This is a genomic window from Streptomyces sp. NPDC006197, from assembly GCF_040613865.1.
Taxonomy (GTDB): domain Bacteria; phylum Actinomycetota; class Actinomycetes; order Streptomycetales; family Streptomycetaceae; genus Streptomyces.
This window is the reverse complement of sequence record NZ_JBEXSZ010000144.1, coordinates 1-20,907: the sequence shown is the minus strand read 5'-3', so window position 1 is coordinate 20,907 and position 20,907 is coordinate 1. Positions and strand designations below refer to the sequence as shown.

Annotated in this window: 17 protein-coding genes and 1 pseudogene; 6 read left to right on the top strand and 12 right to left on the bottom strand. The window is 72.0% G+C overall.

Annotation, left to right across the window (positions count from 1 at the left end):
• Both ABZ318_RS32170 and ABZ318_RS32165 read right to left on the bottom strand, forming a co-directional pair.
• A pseudogene (locus tag ABZ318_RS32170) lies at nt 1–362 on the bottom strand (hypothetical protein); the annotation flags it as partial.
• Nucleotides 363–1,060: 698 nt separating this feature from the next.
• A complete protein-coding gene (locus ABZ318_RS32165; RefSeq protein ID WP_356905970.1) occupies nt 1,061–3,052 on the bottom strand; it encodes an amino acid transporter in 1,992 nt (663 codons plus the stop codon).
• A 1,735-nt stretch (nt 3,053–4,787) separates the two neighbouring features.
• On the opposite strand from ABZ318_RS32165, the gene ABZ318_RS32160 reads away from it, so the two are divergent.
• Entirely contained in the window at nt 4,788–6,293 is a 1,506-nt protein-coding gene (locus tag ABZ318_RS32160) for a hypothetical protein (RefSeq protein ID WP_356905969.1), read from the top strand.
• 191 nt (nt 6,294–6,484) lie between these two features.
• Here the strand turns inward: ABZ318_RS32160 and ligD are convergent, their stop codons facing one another.
• The 5 genes from ligD to ABZ318_RS32135 all read right to left on the bottom strand — a co-directional run bounded on the left by ligD (nt 6,485) and on the right by ABZ318_RS32135 (nt 10,252).
• Nucleotides 6,485–7,387: a non-homologous end-joining DNA ligase gene (gene ligD / locus ABZ318_RS32155; protein WP_356905968.1), complete on the bottom strand. Its 903-nt coding sequence runs from the start codon at nt 7,385–7,387 to the stop codon at nt 6,485–6,487.
• On the bottom strand, nt 7,384–7,860 hold the full coding sequence (locus tag ABZ318_RS32150) for a hypothetical protein (RefSeq protein ID WP_356905967.1): 477 nt from the start codon (nt 7,858–7,860) through the stop codon (nt 7,384–7,386). The genes ligD and ABZ318_RS32150 overlap by 4 nt, the downstream gene beginning before the upstream one ends.
• A 748-nt stretch (nt 7,861–8,608) precedes the next feature.
• On the bottom strand, nt 8,609–9,019 hold the full coding sequence (locus ABZ318_RS32145; RefSeq protein WP_356905966.1) for a hypothetical protein: 411 nt from the start codon (nt 9,017–9,019) through the stop codon (nt 8,609–8,611).
• 104 nt (nt 9,020–9,123) lie between these two features.
• Nucleotides 9,124–9,546, bottom strand: coding sequence for an SSI family serine proteinase inhibitor (locus ABZ318_RS32140; RefSeq protein ID WP_356905965.1), 423 nt, complete (start codon nt 9,544–9,546; stop codon nt 9,124–9,126).
• Nucleotides 9,547–9,811: 265 nt separating this feature from the next.
• A complete protein-coding gene (locus tag ABZ318_RS32135; protein WP_356905964.1) occupies nt 9,812–10,252 on the bottom strand; it encodes a VOC family protein in 441 nt (146 codons plus the stop codon).
• Nucleotides 10,253–10,473: 221 nt separating this feature from the next.
• Between ABZ318_RS32135 and ABZ318_RS32130 the strand changes: the two genes are divergently transcribed.
• Nucleotides 10,474–10,833, top strand: coding sequence for a MarR family winged helix-turn-helix transcriptional regulator (locus tag ABZ318_RS32130; RefSeq protein ID WP_356905963.1), 360 nt, complete (start codon nt 10,474–10,476; stop codon nt 10,831–10,833).
• Nucleotides 10,834–10,919: 86 nt separating this feature from the next.
• Here ABZ318_RS32130 and ABZ318_RS32125 read toward each other — a convergent pair whose 3' ends face one another.
• From ABZ318_RS32125 to ABZ318_RS32115, 3 genes are all read right to left on the bottom strand, one after another.
• Nucleotides 10,920–11,594: a winged helix-turn-helix transcriptional regulator gene (locus ABZ318_RS32125; protein WP_356905962.1), complete on the bottom strand. Its 675-nt coding sequence runs from the start codon at nt 11,592–11,594 to the stop codon at nt 10,920–10,922.
• A 4-nt stretch (nt 11,595–11,598) separates the two neighbouring features.
• Complete coding sequence (locus ABZ318_RS32120; protein WP_356905961.1) at nt 11,599–12,318, bottom strand: alpha/beta hydrolase family protein; 720 nt, start codon at nt 12,316–12,318, stop codon at nt 11,599–11,601.
• Between the two features lie 358 nt (nt 12,319–12,676).
• Nucleotides 12,677–13,129 (bottom strand): DUF6098 family protein, encoded by a 453-nt coding sequence (locus tag ABZ318_RS32115; RefSeq protein WP_356905960.1) that lies wholly within the window; start codon nt 13,127–13,129, stop codon nt 12,677–12,679.
• Between the two features lie 188 nt (nt 13,130–13,317).
• Between ABZ318_RS32115 and ABZ318_RS32110 the strand changes: the two genes are divergently transcribed.
• On the top strand, nt 13,318–15,591 hold the full coding sequence (locus ABZ318_RS32110) for a catalase (RefSeq protein ID WP_356905959.1): 2,274 nt from the start codon (nt 13,318–13,320) through the stop codon (nt 15,589–15,591).
• Between the two features lie 50 nt (nt 15,592–15,641).
• On the opposite strand, the gene ABZ318_RS32105 is transcribed toward ABZ318_RS32110, so the two are convergent.
• On the bottom strand, nt 15,642–15,923 hold the full coding sequence (locus ABZ318_RS32105; protein ID WP_356905958.1) for a hypothetical protein: 282 nt from the start codon (nt 15,921–15,923) through the stop codon (nt 15,642–15,644).
• A gap of 234 nt (nt 15,924–16,157) precedes the next feature.
• Here ABZ318_RS32105 and ABZ318_RS32100 point away from each other — a divergent pair, with 234 nt between their 5' ends.
• Entirely contained in the window at nt 16,158–17,135 is a 978-nt protein-coding gene (locus ABZ318_RS32100; protein ID WP_356905957.1) for an acetylxylan esterase, read from the top strand.
• A 138-nt stretch (nt 17,136–17,273) separates the two neighbouring features.
• On the opposite strand, the gene ABZ318_RS32095 is transcribed toward ABZ318_RS32100, so the two are convergent.
• Nucleotides 17,274–18,464, bottom strand: coding sequence for a cytochrome P450 (locus ABZ318_RS32095; protein ID WP_356905956.1), 1,191 nt, complete (start codon nt 18,462–18,464; stop codon nt 17,274–17,276).
• Between the two features lie 238 nt (nt 18,465–18,702).
• On the opposite strand from ABZ318_RS32095, the gene ABZ318_RS32090 reads away from it, so the two are divergent.
• Both ABZ318_RS32090 and ABZ318_RS32085 read left to right on the top strand, forming a co-directional pair.
• Nucleotides 18,703–19,929: a cytochrome P450 gene (locus tag ABZ318_RS32090; protein WP_356905955.1), complete on the top strand. Its 1,227-nt coding sequence runs from the start codon at nt 18,703–18,705 to the stop codon at nt 19,927–19,929.
• A gap of 11 nt (nt 19,930–19,940) precedes the next feature.
• Entirely contained in the window at nt 19,941–20,696 is a 756-nt protein-coding gene (locus tag ABZ318_RS32085) for a class I SAM-dependent methyltransferase (RefSeq protein WP_356905954.1), read from the top strand.
• Nucleotides 20,697–20,907 lie beyond the last annotated feature (211 nt).

The following is a 20,907-nucleotide window of genomic DNA, read 5'->3' as shown; positions in this document are numbered from 1 at the left end:
TCGGAGTCGGTCTTGGACCAGTCGTCGGCGTTCACCAGCGTGAGAGCGCCGCCGCCGGTGTGCATGCCGCCGTGCGGCTTGCCGTGGTCCTTCTCGCCCTTGTCGTGGTCCTTCTCCTGGTCCTTGCCCTTGTCCTTGTCGTGGTCCTTGTCCTTGGACCACTCGTCGCCGCTGGAGAGGGACAGGGCGCCGGAGCCGGTGTGCATGCCGCCGTGCGGCTTGCCGTGGTCCTTCTCCTGGCTGTGGGAGGAGTCGTCCTTGGACCACTCCTCGCCCGTGGTGAGCGCGTACGCGCCGGGGGCGGTGATGGCCAGGGTGGCGGCGGTGGCTGTGGCGGCGAAGAGAATGCGGGCAGAGCGCATCGATGGGTTCCTTCCGTCCGCTGCGCGGGCTGACCCTCTGTCGGCTTCTCACGCGCAACGACATGGCCCACCGTCAGCCGCCCTCCCCGTACACGCCACTTGAGCTAGTGCATTCGGAACACGGGGCGCTCTTGTAGATCTCTCCGGGGTTCGTCTTCGAGCCCGACTCCGGCAACGCGGCGGCCCAGGCCCACAAGCCGGGCATCGCGGGTCTCGTCGCTCTCGGCTCGGCCGTGACGCGGGACCGGCCCCGCCACCGACCGCCTGGAAAGCCCGCCCGGGCGCCCCCTCCGGGCGGCGGCCCTCTGTGCGGTCTCTCCGTGAGGAGCCGCCAGGCAGGAGGGTTCACTCGATAGAGGTAGGTAAGCCTGAAGGAGGAGGGAGCGTGGCCCCCTCCGTACACGCGTCCGCCACGAAGACCTGACGATCAAACCGGCGCCGCTGCCACGCCGCCTCGCTCCCCCGTCGGGCTGCCGTCCCCCGCGACGCGCCGCTGCACCGAATGCGCGGGGCCTGGGTCCGCCGCAGGCGCCCGTAGGACCTGCGCACCCGGGCCGGTGCCGGGGCGAACGTCCACCGGCACTACGACCTGTCCGGTGAACTGTTCGCCCTCTTCCTCGACCCGAGCCCCGGTTACTCCGTGGAGCGGGCCTGCTGGTCGGGTCGGCCGCTGGACCAGAGAACCAGGAGCACTTCGGTCAGCCGCCGACGTGGATGCCAGGGCGGCGGTCCGGGTCGGGTTCGTGTTTGCGGATGATCTCGCGGGTGACGGGTGCGGTGTCGCCGCGGCCGAGGAGGAAATAGCGGAACATGTGCTTCAGGGGGCTGCCTTCGGCCCAGGCGAAGTAGCAGTGCGGCTGGACGCCCGTGGTGTCGCGCAGGGCGAGGAGGACCGCGGCGATGGCGTTCGGGGCGGCCGGGGCCTCGGCACGCAGGATCCGGTATCCGTCGACCTCCACACCGTGGACGGCGAGGACCTCGCTGAAGTCGGACGGGTCCACCACGTCGATCTCCAGGAACAGCACATCGGCCCGGCCCGGGACCGGGTTGGCGCCGCGCTGCTCGCGTTCCTTGTCCCGGTACTCGGCGCTGTCGCCGGCCTGGCGGCGGTTGGCGATGATGTTGATGGCGTTGTCGTGGGCGAGCGTGTCGGCGATGAACTGCCGGGCGGCCTCGTCGAAGACGATGCGGTCGGCGCGCAGCTCCGTGGTGCGGGACACCCGGGAGATCAGGGACACGAGGATGATGCCGGCGATGAAGAAGCCGGAGATGGTGATGCCGTCGGGCTTGTCGACGATGTTGTAGACCAGGGCGTAGAGCAGTACGAGGGTGAGCAGGGCGAAACCGGTGGCAACCGCCCGGCGGCCGGCGCGTGCGACGGAGACGGTGACGGCGAAGGCGCCGGAGACCATCATGGCCAGGATGCCGGTGGCGTACGCGCCGGCCTGGGCGTCGACGTCGGCGTCGAAGGCGATGGTGATGAGGATGCACAGGGCGGTGTAGACGAGCACCACGGGCCGCACCGCGCGCCCCCATTCGGGGGCCATGCCGTAGTCGGGCAGGTAGCGGGGGACGATGTTGATGAGCCCCGCCATGGCGGACGCGCCGGCGAACCACAGGATCAGGATGGTGCTGATGTCGTAGACGGTGCCGAACGCCTCCCCGACGTGCTCGTGCGCGAGCCAGGCCAGGGCGCGGCCATTGGCCCCTCCGCCGGGCTTGAACTCGTCCGCGGGGATGAGGACGGTGGTGACGAAGCTGGAGGCGAGCAGGTAGACGCTCATGATGAGGGCGGCGGTGGTCAGCAGCCGGCGGGTGTTGCGGATGCGCGAGCGCAGCCGTTCCTCGGCATCGGCGCCGTCGGCCGACACCAGGGGCATCATGCTGACGCCGGTCTCGAAGCCGGACAGGCCGAGTACGAGCAGCGGGAAGGCCAGGAGTGCGGGCGTCATCAGGTCGCCGAAGCCTCCTCCGTCCCCGACGAACGCGTCCGTCCACGCGGAGAAGGCTCCGGGGGTGGTGATGACGTGGGCCAGGCCGACGGCGATGACGACCGCGTTGAGCGCCAGGAAGATCGCGACCAACGGGATGGCGACGCTGACGGCTTCGCTGAAGCCGAGCAGGAAGACGCCTCCGAGGACGAGGAGCAGTCCCACGGTGAGAGCGACCTCGTGGCCGTGCAGGGCCTCGGGAAAGAAAGGGTTCTCCATCACATGGACGGAGGCGTCCGCCGTGGACAGGGTGATGGTGATGATCCACGACGTGGCGACGAATCCGAGCAGGACCAGGACGAACAGCTTGCCCCACCAGAACGGCAGCAGGTCCTCCAGCATCGCCACCGACCCGGCACCGTGCGGGCTCTCCTTGGCCACCCGCCGGTACATCGGCAGCATCCCGAGCAGGGTCAGCGCCACGATCAGCAGCGTCGCCAGCGGGGATACGGCGCCTGCCGCGAGCGCGGCGATGGCCGGCACATAGGCGAGGCTGGAGAAGTAGTCGACACCGGTCAGACACATCACCTTCCACCAGGCATGCGGCTCGGTGTGTCCCTCACCGGCCGCCGGCCCCACGGGCTGCACCTGGTGGCGCAGCATCCACCGCGCCACCCGCCCGGTCGGCTGCGGCCGAAGCGCGGGGCTGTCCACCACCTCGGGCACGGCCGGGCCGTTCGCGTCCTTCATGTGTCCCATCGACCTTCCTTGCTCCTGCGTACGAGCCTCGCTCACCGCACTCGCGGCAACGCGACCACCGAGTATGCGACCTCCCGGCAGCACCCTGGGGACGGCACCTGACGCGTCGGCCGTGACCGGCCGGCGCACCGGCGGAGAAGCCGACGGGCACACGGGGAGGTCTGACGCATGGGAACCGAGACGTTCCGCAGGAGCAGGCACCCCGGATTCACGGAGCCCAGCCGTGCCGTCGCGTCGGGAGCGGCCAGCTGCCGCCGTGGAGGGCACTCGTTCGAACATCGCCTCGCTCGCCACTGTCAACGTGCCGCCTCACCTGCGCTGTTACATGGCAAGAGGTTACGGGCGCCGGAACAGATCGATCGCAACAGCCACGACGAAGAAACACGATCCGATTTCAACCGGTCACAGGGTGTCAGCAGTCGCGCCCAGCGTGATCGGGCACACACCGACCACGGCCGGCGCGTACACGGCCCTCCACACACCATGCTCAGGGCCCCGGGAACCAGCTACACAAGGAGGCCCCCGTCCGCGTTACCACGATCCGTACCCACGGAAATCATGGCGCCTTCTTAACGCCTCCGCCCCGTGCGGGCCTCCCGCATCGCCCTCATCGGAGCACACCTCACGTGGCGGGACGATCCGTGTCCGAACTCGTCCTCACCGTTCTCCGGCCGGCATGGTGCATTCGGGCCACCCCGTCTGAATGGACGACCACGCCGCCCTTGCCGGTGCGGCGCGGTGATCCCCCGGGCGACACAGGTGGACATCGGGCAGGCGCGCGATGTCATGAGGGCGTTCCAGACGTCCAGCCGTTTGCAACGACTCATGGAACGGGGAGCTCACGCGGCTCCCGGGCGGGGAGGACGCGGTGCCGACCGGCCCGGCTCACGGCGGGCTTCCGGGACGGACGGCGTGCCCTGAGCGGCCCGGTCAGGCCGGTCGGATGACCGGTTCCGGGGCGGGGACAGGGCCTGGCAGGGGCCCTGGGCTCGGTCCCGGTTCCGGGCGAGGGCCTCCGGGCTGAGGATCCGGTTCCGGCTGCGGAGGCGTCGGCGGTACCGGATCCGGACCGCCGGGGCCCGGCACCGGTCCGGGAACAGGGCCCGGCTGAGGGCCCGGACCAGGACCCGGCACCGGCGTCGGACTGGGCGGAACCGGATCGTCAGGCGGCGTACCCATGGCTGCTCCTGACGGCCTGGAGCCGGGCTCAAGGGCTGCTGGCGGCGCCGGGGCAGGCAGGGGGCCTGGGCAGGGCGCCGACGGGTCGGCCGGGAACAGGTGCGTCGGGGGTCCGGTCTGTACATCGCTTTCCATATTCACCCCAGCTCAGGAGGTCGCCTTCCCCATCCGACTGCCCGGGGTCCGGCTCTTCATTCCCGCCCGGCTCACCCCGGGCACACGGGCGCGCCGTCCGGGAACGCGTCTCTGAGAGGGCGGCTTCATCGGTCAGTAGCGAGAGCGTCTGTTGCCCAAGAGCGAGAACACCCTGTGGGCACGGAAGACGATGTGGCCGAGTTTCCGCAACGTCCGGTTGCCTGACTTGCCCCGGAGGTCGTGCGTACCCCGGCGGGGTGGATGCGGAGCCTGGCGTTGTGCCGCGTACGGTCAGCGTGCGCATGATGAGCAAGGCCCGCGCCACATGGTCCGAAAGCCCTGCGGACGGAGACGCCGGCAAGCGCCGGCGAGGTAGCCGTCGGACGGCCCGGTCCAGGAGGCGAGGTGGCAGGATGTCGCGGTGTCCGACTCTCTGCACGAAGCGTGGCTGCGCGGCATCGCCTTCAATCCGGCCGCGCCCTCCGACGTCCTGATACGCCTGGTGGATCCAGCGGCCGGTGAGGCCGGCCTGCTGATGTGCGCGGGTCGTGGCCTGCCCGACGCCGTCATCGACGCGGCCCTGAACCACCCGGACAGGGTGATCCGCCGCGCGCTCGCGCAGAACCGGCACATCGACCCCGTACGACTGGCCCCCTTGGCGACGGACCCGTCGGGGATCGTCCGCGGGTGGCTCGCCGGCGGCACCCCCGCCCATCTCCGCCCGCGATGGGTCCGACCGCTGCCGGACGACATCCTCGTCACCCTCCTGACCGCCCGGGACGGGGGCGAAGACGGCACGCTCACCGCGAACGAGATCGTCGGGGAGCTCCTTTCCTCCCAGCAGATCCCTCTGTCCTTCCACCGCTCCATGGCCGGGCACGAGCACCTCGGGCTCCGTGAACACGCCACCCGGGAGTGGCAGTCGCTCACCGCCGCGCAGCGGGAGGCCCTGCTCGACGACCCCGACCCCGCAGTACGGAAGGCGGCGCAGGAGCACAGCTGGGTACTGGATCCGGAACGGGTGGAGGCCAGGCTGCCGTCCTACGGCTCCCGCGGCAAGGCGTTCCTGTTCGGCAGGTGCGCCCTGTCCCCCGCGCTCGTCGAGCAGTGCTTCGCGGACGGCACGGTGCACCCCCTGACCTGGAACCCCCACACCCCGGCCGACGCCGTCGCCCGACTCGCCCGCCACCCCGAGCCGGAGATCCGCGAGTTGGTCGCCGCCCGACCCGACCTGGGACCGGACCTGGTGGCGGAGCTGAGGGAAGACCCGGACGAGGACGTGCGGATGCGCGCACGCCTCCACCCCTTCCCCCGCACCTGGGCCGAGTACTGGGCGATCCGCGGGGTCATCGGACACGGCCCGGACTGCACCTGCCCGATCACCGAGCCGACCGGCGAGCCGTCACCGGACTGGTTCGCCGCCTGCGCGGCGTCCGAGGAACCGGTGCTCCGCCGGGTCGCGGCGCGCTTCCCCGGCCTACCCGCGGAACTCGCCGCGACACTCGCACAGGATGACGACGAGGAGGTACGGATCCTGCTGGCCTGCCACCACCCGCTGGCTCCGCCCCACCTCCTCCTGGACGTCTTCGTCACCCGCCCGACGCACCGACCACACCTGCTGACCCTGCCCGCGTTCCCCCGCACCGGCTGGGCCCACCTCGTCGACCACCCGGATCCCGACGTACGGGCCCTGGCCGCAGCCGATCCCGCCCTGGCCGAGGCCCCGGTGGAAGACCCCGACGAGTCGGTGTGCCGGGCAGCCGCTGCCAACCCGAGCTTGACGCCGGAAGCCGTGGATGCCCTCCTCGCCGACTCGCGCACCGCGGAGGGCGCGGCGGCCAACCCCTCTCTCCCCGTGCCCCGCATGCACGCACTGCTCGACCGCTGCCTGAACGACACCGCCACCTCGCCGTCGGGCGGACGCTGAGAGACGACGCCCTCCTGGCGATCACAGGTCTGGCAAGCTCCATCGGCCGACACCGACGCCGATATTCCGGTCATCAGTGACAAGCGGCTGCTCCAGCCCGAGGGCCTGGCCCATGTACGGAAGCCCGGTTCGCCGAGCGCACCGACGAGCACGCTCTCGGCTAGCCGGACGACGCGTGCCCCGATCGCATCTCAGAGCTTCTCCAGCCGTCCACGGGCCGCTTCCACGGAGCGGCCGCGGCGCAGCTCGTGTTTCCAGGGGTCGTCGGTCTCCAGGCGCTCGTCGATGGTGGCGAGCGTCCAGCGCTGCGGGGTGAGGTCGGGATCGTCCAGTTCGCTCCAGCTCAGCGGTGTGGCGACCGGGGCGCCGGGCAGGGCGCGGACGGCGTAGGGGGTGACGGCGGTCTGAGCGTAGGCGTTGCGCTGGACGTCGAGGTAGAGCCGCCCCTTGCGGGCCTGCTTGCGCGCGGCGGTGGTGAACTGCTCCGGGTGCCGGTCGGCGAGCAGCTCGGCCACGTCGCGGGCGAACGCGCGAACGGTGTCGAACCCGGCATGGCGGTCGAGCGGAACCACGACGTGCAGGCCGCGGGATCCGGTGGTCATCAGGGCCGCGGGCAGACCGAGCCCGTCGAGCACCTCGTGCAGCAGGGCGGCGGCCTGCCTGACCGGTTCGAAGTCCTCGCCGGACGGATCGAGGTCGAAGACCAGCCGGTCCGGGTGGTCGGGCCGGTCGGCCTTGGACAACCAGCGGTGCGGGGTGATGCACGCCTGGCCGGCCAGGTAGAGCAGGGTGGCCGCGTCGTCGCAGACCGGGTAGGTGACGGAGCCGTCCGCCTTCGGCAGTTCCCAGCGGTGGATCCAGTCCGGGAAGTGGTCGGGAGTGTCCTTCTGCATGAAGCGGCCGCCGCCGATGCCGTCGGGATGCCGCTCGAGCATCAACGGACGTCCGCGCAGGTGCGGCAGGATGCGGGGACCGACCCGGCGGTAGTAGTCGGCGAGGTCGGCCTTGGTGATGCCGTCGTCGGGGAAGAGCTCCTTCTCGGCCCGTCTGATCTCGACGGTCCGGCCGCTCACGCGGATGTCGGCGGTGGTCATGGCGTGCCTCGCTCACGGATGACGTCGATGGGCCGCTTGTCGTCGCGCAGCCCCATGTACCGGGGGTGGCGCAGCCGGCCGACGCGGTGGGGCGTGGAGACGCGGCTGGCCCGGACATCCTTCGGGCGGGTGAGTCCGATGCGCTGCTGGAGCAGGGCGACGTCGCTGCGGCCGCTGGTGGTCGGCAGCAGCTCCAGGGGGCGCCCCGGACCCTCGGTGTCCTCCACCCGCAGCGTGAGTCCCAGCCCGTCGGGCAGCGGATACGGCAGCCCCGCGGCCCGGGACCAACGCGCCGTGACCCGATAGGAGCCCGGGCGGTCGAGCCGCCAGGGCACACCCCAGGGAGGCGGGCGGCCTGGGACCGTAAGGCGCCCTGTGAGCACCATTCCCCGCGGGTGCAGCGCGGGCCGGGAACCCCGGCGGCGGGCGATGGTCCGGGCGAGACGGTAGGCGATCGCATCGAGACGGTTCACCGGGACCTCCGGTCCGGTCGGAGGGTCGGAAGGTCGGAGGAGCGGGGTACGGATGCGCCCCGGGGCGGGACCCGTTCCGCCTCCTCCGTATGCACGCCGCCTACCCGCCCCCGGCCCGTCGACTCGTCCGTGCCCGCATCCGTGCGCGGCGGAGCAGGGCGGCCCCACCCCGTGGGGGATGCGTGGGCGGGTTCGAGGAGGGTTCCGGCGAGTACGGGTTCGGGCTCCGTGAGGGTGGCCGGGCCTCGTTCGCGTGGTCGAGCGAGCGTCGCGTAGCCGGGTGGCAGGCCGATCGGTCCGGTGGGCAGTCCCGTCGTCCGCAAGGAGACGACGGGGACGGCTTGTGTCCGCCCCGGTCGCCGAAGTGCCCGAAGGCCGCCGCACCGGGCGGGCGGGCCGCGAAGCCGATCGCGGAGCGGTCGACACCGAACCAGCACGCCGCCACGGCGTGGACGACGCCGTGACGAAGAGGGACGAGGGTGGCCGACAGCCGGCCGACGAAGACGAGCTTGTGCTTCGCGTCGGGGCCCACTGCCCGGCGCCGTGGCCGCGACGTCAGAGTGGCCTGATACTGCTCCTGCCACAACGGCCCGGCTTCGGCGACGAGTTCGGCGAGGGTGGGCCGTGGACGGCCTCTGGTCCTTCGGCGTCGCCGTAGGCCGGGCGGGCGACGCCCGGCCTGCGAGACCGTCATGGCCGGCATCCGTGTCCGGGTGGTCATGTCGCTCTCCGGCTGAGCGGGGTGGCGTCAGGCGGTGGTGATGCCGGCGAGGGTGCTCTGGAGCCGGCGGATCGCGTCTTCGGCCTCCGTGTACTGCTGGGGGGTCGGGCGGACGGCGCCGAAGGTGGGGCCGTCCTCGGCGGGCAGGGCGCGCCAGTGCAGGACCGGCGAGAGTGCGGTGACGGCTGCGCCGAGGAACCAGGCCAGGCGTCCGTGGACGTGAGCGAGGGCGATGGCCAGATCGGCGAGTGCCTCCCGCAGGCATGCCAGCCGGTCGACCGCGGACAGGGCCTGCTGGGCCTCCGGGGTGCCGACGGCGGCATGCAGGTCGGCGGCGGCCTTCGCGGCGACGGTGCGGTCGGCGGGTGCCGGGACCCACGTCTGCTCGCGGATCTGCCGTTCGGCTTCTTCTACCAGGTCCTCAATGACCGTTCGCATGTCCACGCCCGCCACCTTATGCCTGTTCTTGCTCATCAGCGGTAGAGGGTGGACAGACCGGCCGGTGATCCGGCCACCTTCGGGAAGCTGCCCCGCACGAGGGGTCAGAACTCGAAGACGAGGCCGGTCGCCAACTGGCGCTCGCAGTCGTTCTCGTACGTGTGCGCCCAGTGGACTTCACGGCCTCGGTAGGTGCCGGTCGCTGTCACGGTGACGGCGTCGTTTGAGCAGGAGGCCCTGTCCGTGCCGGGGAGGCGGTCGAAGTCGCCGTCGGCGGTGTGCAGGTCCGCGCAGGCTTCGCTGGTGTAGGGGTGGTTCTTCCCGGTCATGCCGGGGCAGTCGAGGGAGACGGCTCTGATGTTCTCGGTCTCTCCCTGGGTACGGGCGACGGTGAGCTCGATGTGCGCGTCGCGGGTCGCGGGGTCGGCGGGTGAGGCGGGTGGGGCCGGTGCGACGGCGACCGCGGCGGGGACGAGGGAGGCAGCGAGGAGGCCTGCGCCGAGCAGGGCTGTGATGATCTTGTTCATGAGCAGACCAACGGGGCACGCCCGGGACGGTCACTGTGCGCGAGGGTCGCCCGATGGGGTGAGGCCCTTCGGGCACCTCGCCCGGTGAGACCCCCTGCGCTTGATGTGCAGGGGTCCGGTGGACGTGTGCGACGAGAGTGCGGAAGCCCGGGCCGGGTCGTACACCGCGGGCTCGGGATCCACCTCGCTCCGGTGTGCGAGATGCCCGACATGCCGTGAACGACGGGCCGCTGAGCTGACCGCGGAGGTCGGCCGCGAAGGGCCGTCAGCTGATCTGTTCGGCCAGGGCGAGGATGATGCCCGAAGGGCCGCGGAGGTAGCAGAGGCGGTAGATGTCCTTGTACTGCGCCACCTCGCCGATCAGTTCGGCGCCATGGGTGCGCAGGCGGGCGAGGGTGTCGTCGATGTCGTCGACGGCGAACATGACCCGGTGCAGGCCCAGCGTGTTCGGCGGCGGGTTGTGCGATCCGTCGCCGATCGCCGCGGGGGTACGGTACTGCGCGAGCTCCAGCTTGCCGTGGCCGTCCGGGGTCCGCATCATCGCGATGTCGCTGCGGACTCCGTCGAGTCCGACGGCCTGATCCGCGAAAAGACCCTCGATCTGCGCCCTGCCTTCGACCTCCATGCCCAGTTCGGTGAAGAAGGCGACGGCGGCGTCCAGGTCTTCGACGACGATGCCGACGTTGTCCATCCGCTGAAGCGTCATGACGGTTCTCCCTCTGTGGTGCGCGGCCCTTTGAAGCCACCGGTATACCGAGGACGGAGCCAGCGGCCCGTTCTCGACACCCGTAAACGGGCCGAGTTCCGGAGAGCCGCTTCCGGTCCCGCCTTGGGGCACCCCGTCGGGGAAGCGGGAGCGGACGGCCTGTGCCGGTGCGAGTGCCTCGCGGACCTCGATGTGGCGGCCGATGGCGGCAGCGAGGAGCGATGCGCCGCCATGGGGTGCGCCTCGGACAGGGCCGCCTGCTCGCGGCGTTGTGGAAACAGGACGGCCGCACGCCCGGCGAGGTCGCCGCCGCGCTGAACGTCACGACGCCCACCGTCGTCAAGACGGCGAACCGGATGACCGCCGCCGGGCTGATCACCCGGCGCCGTGACGACCGGGACAACCGCCTGGTCCGGCTCTGGCCCACGGACGCGGGGCGCGCGCTGCAGGAGCCGATCGAGGCCGAACGGCGCCCCCTGGAGGAGAAGGTCACCGGACCTCACCGAGACCGAGCGCGGGCACCTCCTGAGCACCCTGGCGAAGATCCACCAGTCGGCAAGTCCGCTCCGAGCACCTGCTGACACCGGCTCGGCCGGTTGGTCGGCCCCAGGTCGACCTTGAAGAACCTCCGCACGCGTCGGCGCTCCGCGGGACGTCGGCGGGAAGGTCAGTCCGATGTGCGGGAGCGGGGGGACGGGAGCCGGAAGAGGCCGTTCAGTCTGCGCAGGGCTTCGGTGTCGCCGGATGCCGAGGCGGCGCCGTCCGCGATCGCCGCGGCCAGGGTCCGGCTCTGCCCGGTCACGCCGACGAGGACCTCCTCGCTCATCTCGATCGTCGCGTCCGGGCGCCGGGCGGGACCGTGCAGGGTCTCGATCGTCCCGTCGTCGATCCGGGCGTGGAACACCTCGTCGCCGACGCGGAACTCGTACACGGCGCGGAGTCCGGCCGCGGCCTCCGCGTCGAAGCACGCGCGCAGGCCGAGCACCGCCCAGCCGGGGTGGAAGGTGTCGGTCGTGCGCCGTTCGCCCATCGCCCACTTCAGGCCCCAGCGGGCCAGGGCCAGCACCGCCGGTCCGAGCTCCTGGCCGGCCTCGGTGAGGGCGTAGGCGGGGGTGCGGGCGGGTGGCGGGAGGGTGACCTTGTGGACGAGGCCCTCGCGTTCGAGGTGCTTCAGCCGGGTGGCGAGCAGGCCGGTGCCGAGGCCGCGCAGGCCGGCCTGGAGGTCGCTGTAGCGCTTGGGTCCGGTGAGCAGTTCGCGGATCAGCAGCAGGGTCCAGCGTTCGCCGACGAGGTCGAGGGTGCGCGCGGTCGCGCAGTACTGGTTGTACGTTCGCTGCTCCACGGCCTCACTCTAGACTTCGGGCCTCCTGGTCCTGCACCGTCGGATCCCCGGTCCGGCGGATGTCGAGGAGCAGTCGGGCGAGCGGCTCCGGGTCGGTCAGCATGATGTCGTGCGGCCCGTCGAGCGCACGGGTCCGGTAGCCGAGCGCGCGGCCGAAGCGGTCGAACGCGAAGGCCTGCGGGCGGCAGTGGACGGCCGTGCCGGGGATCCGGTCGACGCGTCCGCTCAGCCGCGTGGCCTCGCTGAACGTGCGCAGCGGCTGCGGGACCAGGCGGGCCGCGAGCCGGGCCGCGTCGGTGGCGTCGACGATGCCGAAGAGGTGCGGCGGCGGAGCCGGTACGAGGCGCCCGTCGGGCGACGCGGCGGCGGCCGCGCGCATCGCGCCGGCGAAGGTTTCGGGGGCCAGGGCGAACAGGCTCGTGCCGTCGGGTCCCGCCCAGCCGTCCACGAGGACGATGTGGTCGACGGCACGGCGGGCCTGGTCGGCCGCCTCCCGGACGACGAGGCCCGCGTAGCTGTGGCCGACCAGGACGACGTCGTCGTCGGCCGGGACGGCGTCGAGGGCGGCGAGGACGGTCCGGGCGTCGTCGTGGAGCCCGTGGTCGCCGGGTGTGCCGAGGTTCGGGGTGAGGGCGCGGGCGCCGGCGGCGTGCAGCAGCGGGACGATGCGGTCCCAGGCCCACGGGCCGTGCCAGGCGCCGTGGACGAGCACGTACGTGGTCATTCTTCCTCCTCGCGGAGCAGGGGCAGCACGTGGTCGGCGGACGCTTCCAGGTCCGCCTCGTGGTCGTCCGTGGCCAGGCGGATCACCAGGGCGCCCGCCCCGATGGAGCGGGCGAGACGGTCGGCGGCCTGCCGGGCCGTGCCGGCGAAGAGGCACTGGACCGCCGCGAACCGGGTCCGTGTGGCCGGTCTTGAACGGTCCGGTCACGCGTCGGCAGCGGGTAGCCGATCTTCAGCGGCGTCATCGCCCCTCCCGGTGGTCGCGAGATTCTTCCGCGGCACCGACCCTAGCCGTCTACTACCTGTTTTAGAAGTGATAGCTTCAAAAACAGGTAGTCAGTTCTGCCGTGTCGCGTGGATCAGGCGTGGCGGTCCAGAGGTCCCCAGCCGCTCGCCTGGCGCTCGACCTCGGACGCGGCTTCCTCGATGACGCGGTCACCGATCCAGCCCAGGGGCTCCACCTCCGTGACCAGGGGCTCGTTGTCGGGCCCGCGCCCGACCTCACGCCCACGCAGAAGCCAGGGCCGCACCCGGGGGTCCTTGACCCGGGGAAGGTGGGAGTAGTCGTAGAGGCGGCGCGCGGCCCAGGTGTGCAGGGGGCGCCCGCCCCACCAGGGCTCCGCGTCCAGTGAGCTCGCCGACAGGCCCGGAAGCGGGACGCCGGTGAGGTCGTCGCGACTGCTCACGTCCGGCAGGTCGACACCGGGCCCCCTCGACCACCGCACGTACAGGCCGCGGTCCCGGGCAAGGACGTCGGCGAGCTCGTCCAGCGAGTCGATGCTGGGGAGGGGAGAGGCGTTCGACTGGTTCACACACCGCCCCTACCCGGCCGTATGCGCCAAGAACGCCTGTTCAGACGAGTCTCTGGACAAAGCGGGGGTACTCGGGATGCCGGATGGCATTCGAGACGAGAGGGTTGCACGAGGCTCGAAGGACGTCGGCCGGTGGGGCGGCCGGGGAACTCGCAGGCCGTGGAATCCCTCAGGAGGAGAGATCAGGCATGGTCCGGAAGAACGCGAGCAAGAGCGCGGCCCAGAAGTCCACGGCGGCCAAGGGCAGGCCCCGGAGGCAGGACGAGCCGCGCCCCGCGCCCGGCAGGCCGGCGCCGGAGCCGCCGGAGGCGACCGAGCCGACCCGGCCCCAGGAGCCCCTGCCGCCCGCTCCCGACCAGGACGGCCCCGACACCTTCAGCCCGACGGGACAACCCACGGGCGCACCCCAGGCGGCGGTGGCGCAGGGCGGCGCCTACCTGACGACCGCCCAGGGCACCCGGCTCTACGACAGCGACCACTCCCTCAAGGCGGGCGCACGCGGCCCGGTGCTGCTCCAGGACCACCACCTGCGGGAGAAGATCACCCATTTCGACCATGAGCGCATTCCCGAGCGGGTGGTCCACGCGCGGGGGGCCGCCGCACACGGGGTCTTCCGGGGCTACGGCACGGCCGCGAAGATCTCCAAAGCCGCGTTCCTGGCGAAGGACGTGGAGACGCCCGTCTTCGTGCGCTTCTCGACCGTCCTCGGCTCACGCGGCTCCGCGGACACCGTCCGTGACACGCGCGGTTTCGCGACGAAGTTCTACACCGAAGAGGGCACGTTCGACCTGGTCGGCAACAACATCCCGGTCTTCTTCATCCAGGACGGCATCAAGTTCCCCGACATCGTGCACGCCGCGAAGCCGCACCCGGACCGTGAGATCCCCCAGGCGCAGAGCGCCCACGACACCTTCTGGGACTTCGTGTCCCTCCACACCGAGGCCACCCACCACACCCTGTGGAACATGTCCGACCGGGGCATCCCCCGCTCCTTCCGGATGATGGAGGGCTTCGGCGTCCACACCTTCCGCCTGACCAATGCCGAAGGCGCGACCTCCCTGGTGAAGTTCCACTGGAAGCCGAAGCTCGGCGTCCACTCCCTGGTCTGGGAGGAAGCACAGCTCACCAACGGCATGGACCCCGACTTCCACCGCCGCGACCTGGCCGACGCGATCGAGGCGGGCGCGTTCCCCCAGTGGGAACTCGGCGTGCAGGTCTTCCCCGACACCCCGGAGCAGACCTTCGAGGGGATCGACCTGCTCGACCCCACCAAGATCGTGCCCGAGGAACTCGCCCCGGTGCGGCCCATCGGTCTGATGACCCTCAACGCCAACCCGACCAACTTCTTCGCCGAGACCGAGCAGGTCGCCTTCCACCCCGGACACCTCGTGCCCGGCATCGACATCACCGACGACCCGCTGCTCGCCGCACGCCTGTTCTCCTACCTGGACACCCAGATCAGCAGGCTCGGCGGCCCCAACTTCGCGCAGCTGCCCGTCAACCGCCCCCACACCCCCGTCAACGACATGTTCCGCGACGGAATGCACCAGACGGCGGTGCACGCCGGAACCGCGCCCTACCGGCCCAACTCCCTCGACGGCGGCTGCCCGTTCCTGGCCGGGGCGGACGACGGGGCCTTCATCGAAGCCCCCGTCGAGGTCCCCGCCGCGCGGAAGGTCCGCGAGGCCCCCGTCTCGTTCGCCGACCACTTCTCCCACCCGCGGATCTTCTGGCTGAGCATGACGCCGACCGAGCGCGAACACATCATCGCCGCCTACACCTTCGAACTGGGCAAGTGCTACGAACAGGCGGTGAAGGAGAGGATGTTGACCGTCCTCGCCAACATCGACCCGCAGCTGTGCGAGGGGGTCGCCAGCGGCCTCGGGCTCCCCGCCCCGGCCGCCACGGAACCGCTCGCGGACGTCGAGCCGAGCCCCGCCCTGTCCCAGATCGGCCGCACCTGGCCGGTGGACGGGAGGGTCATCGGCATCGTGGCCGACGGCGACGCCGACCTGAAGGGCGTACGGGCCGTCAGGAAGACGATCCTCAACGCGGGAATGGTCCCGCTCGTGATCGGCCCGACGGGCGGCGCCCTGGGGTCGAGGAACCCCGTCACCGTGCAGCGCACCTTCGCCACCGCGCGCTCGACCGAGTTCGACGCCCTGCTCTTCGCCGGAGTGCCCCGGGCGGCGGCCGACGCCCACGGCGCCCGGGACGCGAAGGCCGGCGCGCCCGACCCCGACGGCCCCGACCCCCGGGTCCTGTTGCTGCTGACGGAGGCGTACCGCCACGGCAAGGCCATCGGCGGCTGGAACGACTCCTCCCGGATCCTCGGGGCGGCCGGCATCCAGGAGGACGAGCCGGGCATCGCCTTCGCGGACACCTCCGCCGCGGCCCTGAAGCAGCTCGCGCGCGGCCTCGCCGGGCATCGCGCCTGGGACAGGTTCCCCGCGACCGTCTGAACGCCGCCGCGCGCCTCCCGGGGACGGGCGGGAGGCGCGCGGCCGTCGTCTCAGGCGCTGTCGGCCTCCAGGAAGCGGCGGGTGCGGTCGTTCGCACCGCTGAGGGTGAGGGGGACGCCGAGGCCGACGCACATGCGGTGGGCGCGGGCGAGGGCGCTGAAGGTGGCGGGGCTGGGGTCGGCGGACGGGACCACGATGACGACCCGGGCGGGCCGGTGCTCCTGGACGAGGGCCTCGATCCGGAGGGCGGCCGCGGCGCGGTTGGTGACGTCCAGGTCGCGGTGGAGCGTCACGTGCAGGGCGTCGTGGCGTACGGCGTGGCTGATGAGCAAGGTGTCCCTCCGCGCAGGACGAAGGCCCACGGGTCGGACGCTGTGGGCGGCTCGTCCGAGGATGCCACGCCTGATGGCCTCGCGGCGTTCTCGTGGCGTTCACCGCGCGGAGTGTCCGTCGGGCGGCTCCGAAAGTTCACGTATATGAATCGGCGAGGGTACGGCCTAGGGTGAGGAAGGCCGGGGCGACCGGTCGAGATTTCGAACGAGACCCTCACTCACCAGGCGGTTTCCATGACCCAGTTCGACCTGTCCCTCGACCGGCTCCGCACGTACCGGAGCACGTCCGTGGAGCCCGAGGACTTCGACGCCTTCTGGACGAAGACCCTCGACGAGGCACGCGCGCACGAGCTGGGCGCGCGCTTCGAGCCCGTGGCGACCGGGCTCGCCACGGTGGAGGTCTTCGACGTGACCTTCGCCGGGTTCGGCGGGCACCCGGTCAAGGGGTGGTTCGTCCTGCCGGCCGGAGCGGTCGAACCGCTGCCCGTCGTGGTGGAGTTCCTCGGGTACGGCGGCGGGCGGGGCCTTCCGCACACCCATCTGCTCTGGGCCTCGGCCGGGTTCGCGCACTTCGTGATGGACACGCGCGGACAGGGCAGCGGCTGGGCCACCGGCGACACCCCGGACCCGACGGGCAGCGCGCCCTCGTTCCCGGGGTTCATGACGCGGGGCGTCGAGGACCCGTACTCCTACTACTACCGCCGGCTCTTCACCGACGCCGTGCGCGCCGTGGAGGCGGCCCGCTCGCATCCGCTGGTGGACGCGAGCCGTACGGCCGTGGCGGGGGTCAGCCAGGGCGGCGGCGTCACGCTGGCCGTGGCGGGGCTGGTGCGGGACCTGGTGGCGGTGGCGCCGGACGTGCCGTTCCTGTGCGACTTCCCGCGCGCGACGACGATCACGGACCGCACGCCGTACCGCGAGATCGGCAACTACCTCAAGACGCATCGCGGCCGGGTGGAGCGGGTCGGGAAGACGCTGGCCTACTTCGACGGGGTCCACTTCGCTGCCCGCGCCACGGCTCCGGCCCTGTTCTCGACGGCGCTCGAGGACCTGACCTGCCCGCCGTCGACGGTGTTCGCGGCCTTCAACGCGTACGCCGCGGAGGAGAAGGCGATCGAGGTGTACGACTTCAACGACCACGAGGGCGGCGGCGCGTTCCAGCAGGCGGCCCAGCTGGGCTGGCTGCCGGGGAAGCTGCGCCAGGGGGCCTGACCGGCAGGCCTTCCGATGGGGCCGGGGCCCTGGCCGTGCAGCGGGCCAGGGCTCCGGCGGGGTGCACGCGAGCCGTGCACCGGCGTGCCGCCCGCCTCCCGGACGGGCGTCACGCTCGTGGGTTTCAGTGCCAGTACTTCATGGTCGAACCTCCTCCCCCGCTCGTGGACGCAGTGTGACCTCGAAGCGGTCGAGACCGCGGAGGGTCAGATTGCGCCGGTGCTCCGGTTCCGCGACGGCCCGTGCGTCCGGGTAGTCCCTGGCCAGGGCCCCGAGGACCGATCCGGCGAGCCGGATCGCCATGGACGCGCCCAGGCAGGCATGGGCCCCGCGTCCGAACCCGAGGTGCGGGTTCGGGGCGCGGTCGAGTCGCAGTTCTGCGGGGTGGTCGAACCGCAGCGGGTCGTGGTTGGCCGCGCCCAGGAAGAGCGTGACCGGATCACCCGCCTTGATGGTGACGCCACCCAGTTCGGTGTCGGTGACGCAGACCCGGGCGTCCGCCTGGACCGGTGCGTCGTACCGGATGAGTTCGTCCACGGCCGGGGCCGGGCTCGCCCGGAACGCGTCGAGCGCGCCGGGGGTGGTGAGGAGGGCGGCCGCGGCGTTGCCGAGGAGCCGTGAGGCGGATTCGTAGCCCGCGTGGAGGACGGCCCGCAGACTGTTCCGCAGAACCGTTTCTGCCACGCCGCTGTCCGCGGCGTGTTCCGCCACGTACGCGATGAGCCCTTCCTTGGGCGGGTCCGCGAGCCACCCGCCGGCGTACTCCGCGAGCCGGGCCCGGGCCGCGACGGCGGGCTCGTGCTTCTCGGGCCACAGCCCGGCGTCCATGCCGTCGACGACGGTACGGGACATGGGCACGAACCAGTCGAGTCCGGGCGCGGGGACACCGAGGAAGGCGGTGACGAAGCGGAGGGCGACCGGTTCGGCGAGCTCTCCGACGAAGTCGAAGGAGGGCCGTCCGGCCAGCTCGGCGAGCAGCTCCGCGATCTGCGGCTCCAGACCGTCGTGCAGGGCCCGGCGGTCCTGGGCGCGGAAGCCGTCGAGCAGCAGGCGCCGGATGGCGGTGTGCTCCGGCGGGTCGAGGGTCTGGACGCTCAGCAGCGGTGCGGGGATGTCCTCGCCCGCACGCCGCCAGTCGGAGGCGAAGCGGTTGCTGTCGGTGAGCACCGCGAGGCAGTCGGCATGCCGGGTCAGGACCCAGGAACCGAGCAGTTCGTGCCAGAAGACCGGCGTGGTCTCCCGCATGCGGGCGTAGGCCGGGTAGGGGTTCCGCAGGACGGACGGACGGGCCAGATCCAGGATCGGGTCCACGGCTGCCGCTTGCTCCACGAAACGTCTCCCCCTGTGCATCGGGCCTGGTTGAGGCCTTGGCTGCCTGCGAGTCGAGCGGTACGAGACGCCGGATCACCGGTGGGTGGAACGCCTCGCTGGTGCTTGGAACCGGCGGTCCACCGGTCCTTTCCGTACATCATCCGAGCCGAGCGCCGGTGACGCTACCACGCAACTGGGGTGGCTGGTATGACTACCTGCCTCAGATCTTTCACAAAGCTTCGGGGAGTTACGGAAGATGACCGGTCAAGACCAGACAATCGTCCACGATGTCCCGGTAAACGTCGCTCAACAGCCCAACCCCTACCCGCTCTTCGAACGCATCCGTGAGCACGGAGTCGTCCAGCGCGTCCGGCTGAATCCCACCCTTGAAGTCTGGATGGTCACCGGCTACGACGAGGCGGTGGCCGCCCTCACCGACCCCCGGCTCAGCAGCAGCCCCGTCGGGGTCAACGGCCTGGAAGAGGAGATGGCCCACCAGGAGCGCACCAACGTCCTGATGGCCAGCATGCTCGTGGCCAACGGCGAGGACCACACACGACTGCGCAACCTCGTCTCGAAGGCCTTCACCTTCCGGCGCGTGGAGCAGCTCGCCCCCCGCGTCCAGGCGCACACCGACGCCTTCCTCGACGCGATCGCGCAGCGCGGATCCGCCGATCTGGTCTCGGAGTTCGCGCTGCCGCTGCCAATGGCCGTGCTCAGCGAGCTCATCGGCATCCCGGCCGAGGGGCAGCCGGACTTCGCCCGCCTCGCGGTCGGCCTGATCATGCCGCCCAACACCCCGGAACGACTCGCCAAGGGAGCGCGGGCCCGCGCCGAACTCACCGAGTTCTTCGAGCCGTTGATCGCCGCGCGCAAGGCGGACCCGAAGGACGACCTGCTGAGCGCGCTCTGCGCCGCGCAGGCCGAGGAGAAGATCAGCGACCGCGAGCTGACGGCCATGGCCATCCTGCTCACGCTCGCCGGCCACGAGACCACGGCGAGCCTCATCGCGAACGGCGTCCACGCCCTCCTGCGCCACCCGGAGCAGTTCGCCGCGCTGCGCGACGACCCCTCGCTGCTGCCCGGGGCGATCGAGGAACTCCTGCGCTACGAGGGGCCGGTGAGCCGGGGCGTCGCGCGCTTCACGGTCGACGCGTACGAGATCGGCGGGGTCACCGTCCCGCCCGGCGAGATGATCATCATCGGCCTCGCCGCGGCCAACCGCGACCCCGCGCGCTACGACCGTCCCGACATCCTCGACGTGGCCCGCCGCGAGGTGCCGCAACAGCTCGCTTTCGGCCATGGTGTGCATTTCTGCCTGGGCGCTCCGCTGGCCCGCGCCGAGGCCAGGATCGCCATCGGCACCCTGCTGCGGCGCTTCCCCGACCTGCGGCTCGCCGACCCGGACGCGGACCTGAGCCGGCGCGAGGGCATCCTGCGCGGCATGGCGACGCTGCCCGTGACCTTCACCCCGCAGGCGTGAGGGGGACGGCGGTGACGGCGGCGAATTTCGACGAGATCGCCCCGGGATACGACGAGTCGCGCGGCGGTACGGCCCGTGCCGCCGGTTTCGCGGAGCAGCTGGCGCCGCTGCTCGACCCGGCGCGCCCGGTGCTCGACATCGGCGTCGGGACGGGCATCGTGGCGGCCGAACTGACGGCGCGCGGGCACACCGTGCACGGCGTCGACCTCTCCCCCGGGATGCTCGCGCGGGCGAAGGCCCGGCTCGGCGCGCGGGTGGCGGTGGGCGACGCCTGCCGGCTGCCCGTGCGGAGCGGCTCGGTGGACCAGGCGGTCTCGACCTGGCTGCTGCACGCGGGCCCCGACAACCGGGCCGTCCTGGCCGAGGTCGCGCGGGTGCTGCGGCCGGGCGGGCGCTATCTGGTGATCCCGGCGGGCGGGACGCGCCCGACGGACGACATCGGGCTCCTCGTCGGGGAGTTGGAGGACCGTCTCGACCCGGAGGGCAGCCGCCGCGACGGCCCGGAGTGGCTGGCCCCGATCGGCGCGGCGCACGGCCTCGTCTACGAGGGGACGGCGTCGGAGCGCCCCACGTCCTTCCGGGTGTCGCCGCGGGCGATGGCCGAGTCGCTGACGCGCGGTCTGTTCACCGGCGCCTGGGCGGTGGGCGGCGAGGCCACCCGCCTGGTCGACGAGACCAGATCCCGCCTGCTCGCCCTGCCCGACCCGGACGTCCCCCGGGTCAGGGAGGCGGCGGACGTCGTCCTGGTCTTCAGCCGACGGGCCTGAGGGGGCGGGACCCGTTGTGGGCGGCAGTCCCGCGGGGGCGGTGCCCTCCCCCGGTGTGGGCAATCGTTCCGCCGGGCCGGCACCCCCGCCCACCCCGTTGTGGGCAACTGTTCCGCTGGGGCGGAACGGGTGGGCACAACGGACGGCGCCCCTTGCCGGGCCTAGGCTCCCGCGCCTGAACCCGCACCGGATGCGCGCCGCACACGTGGTG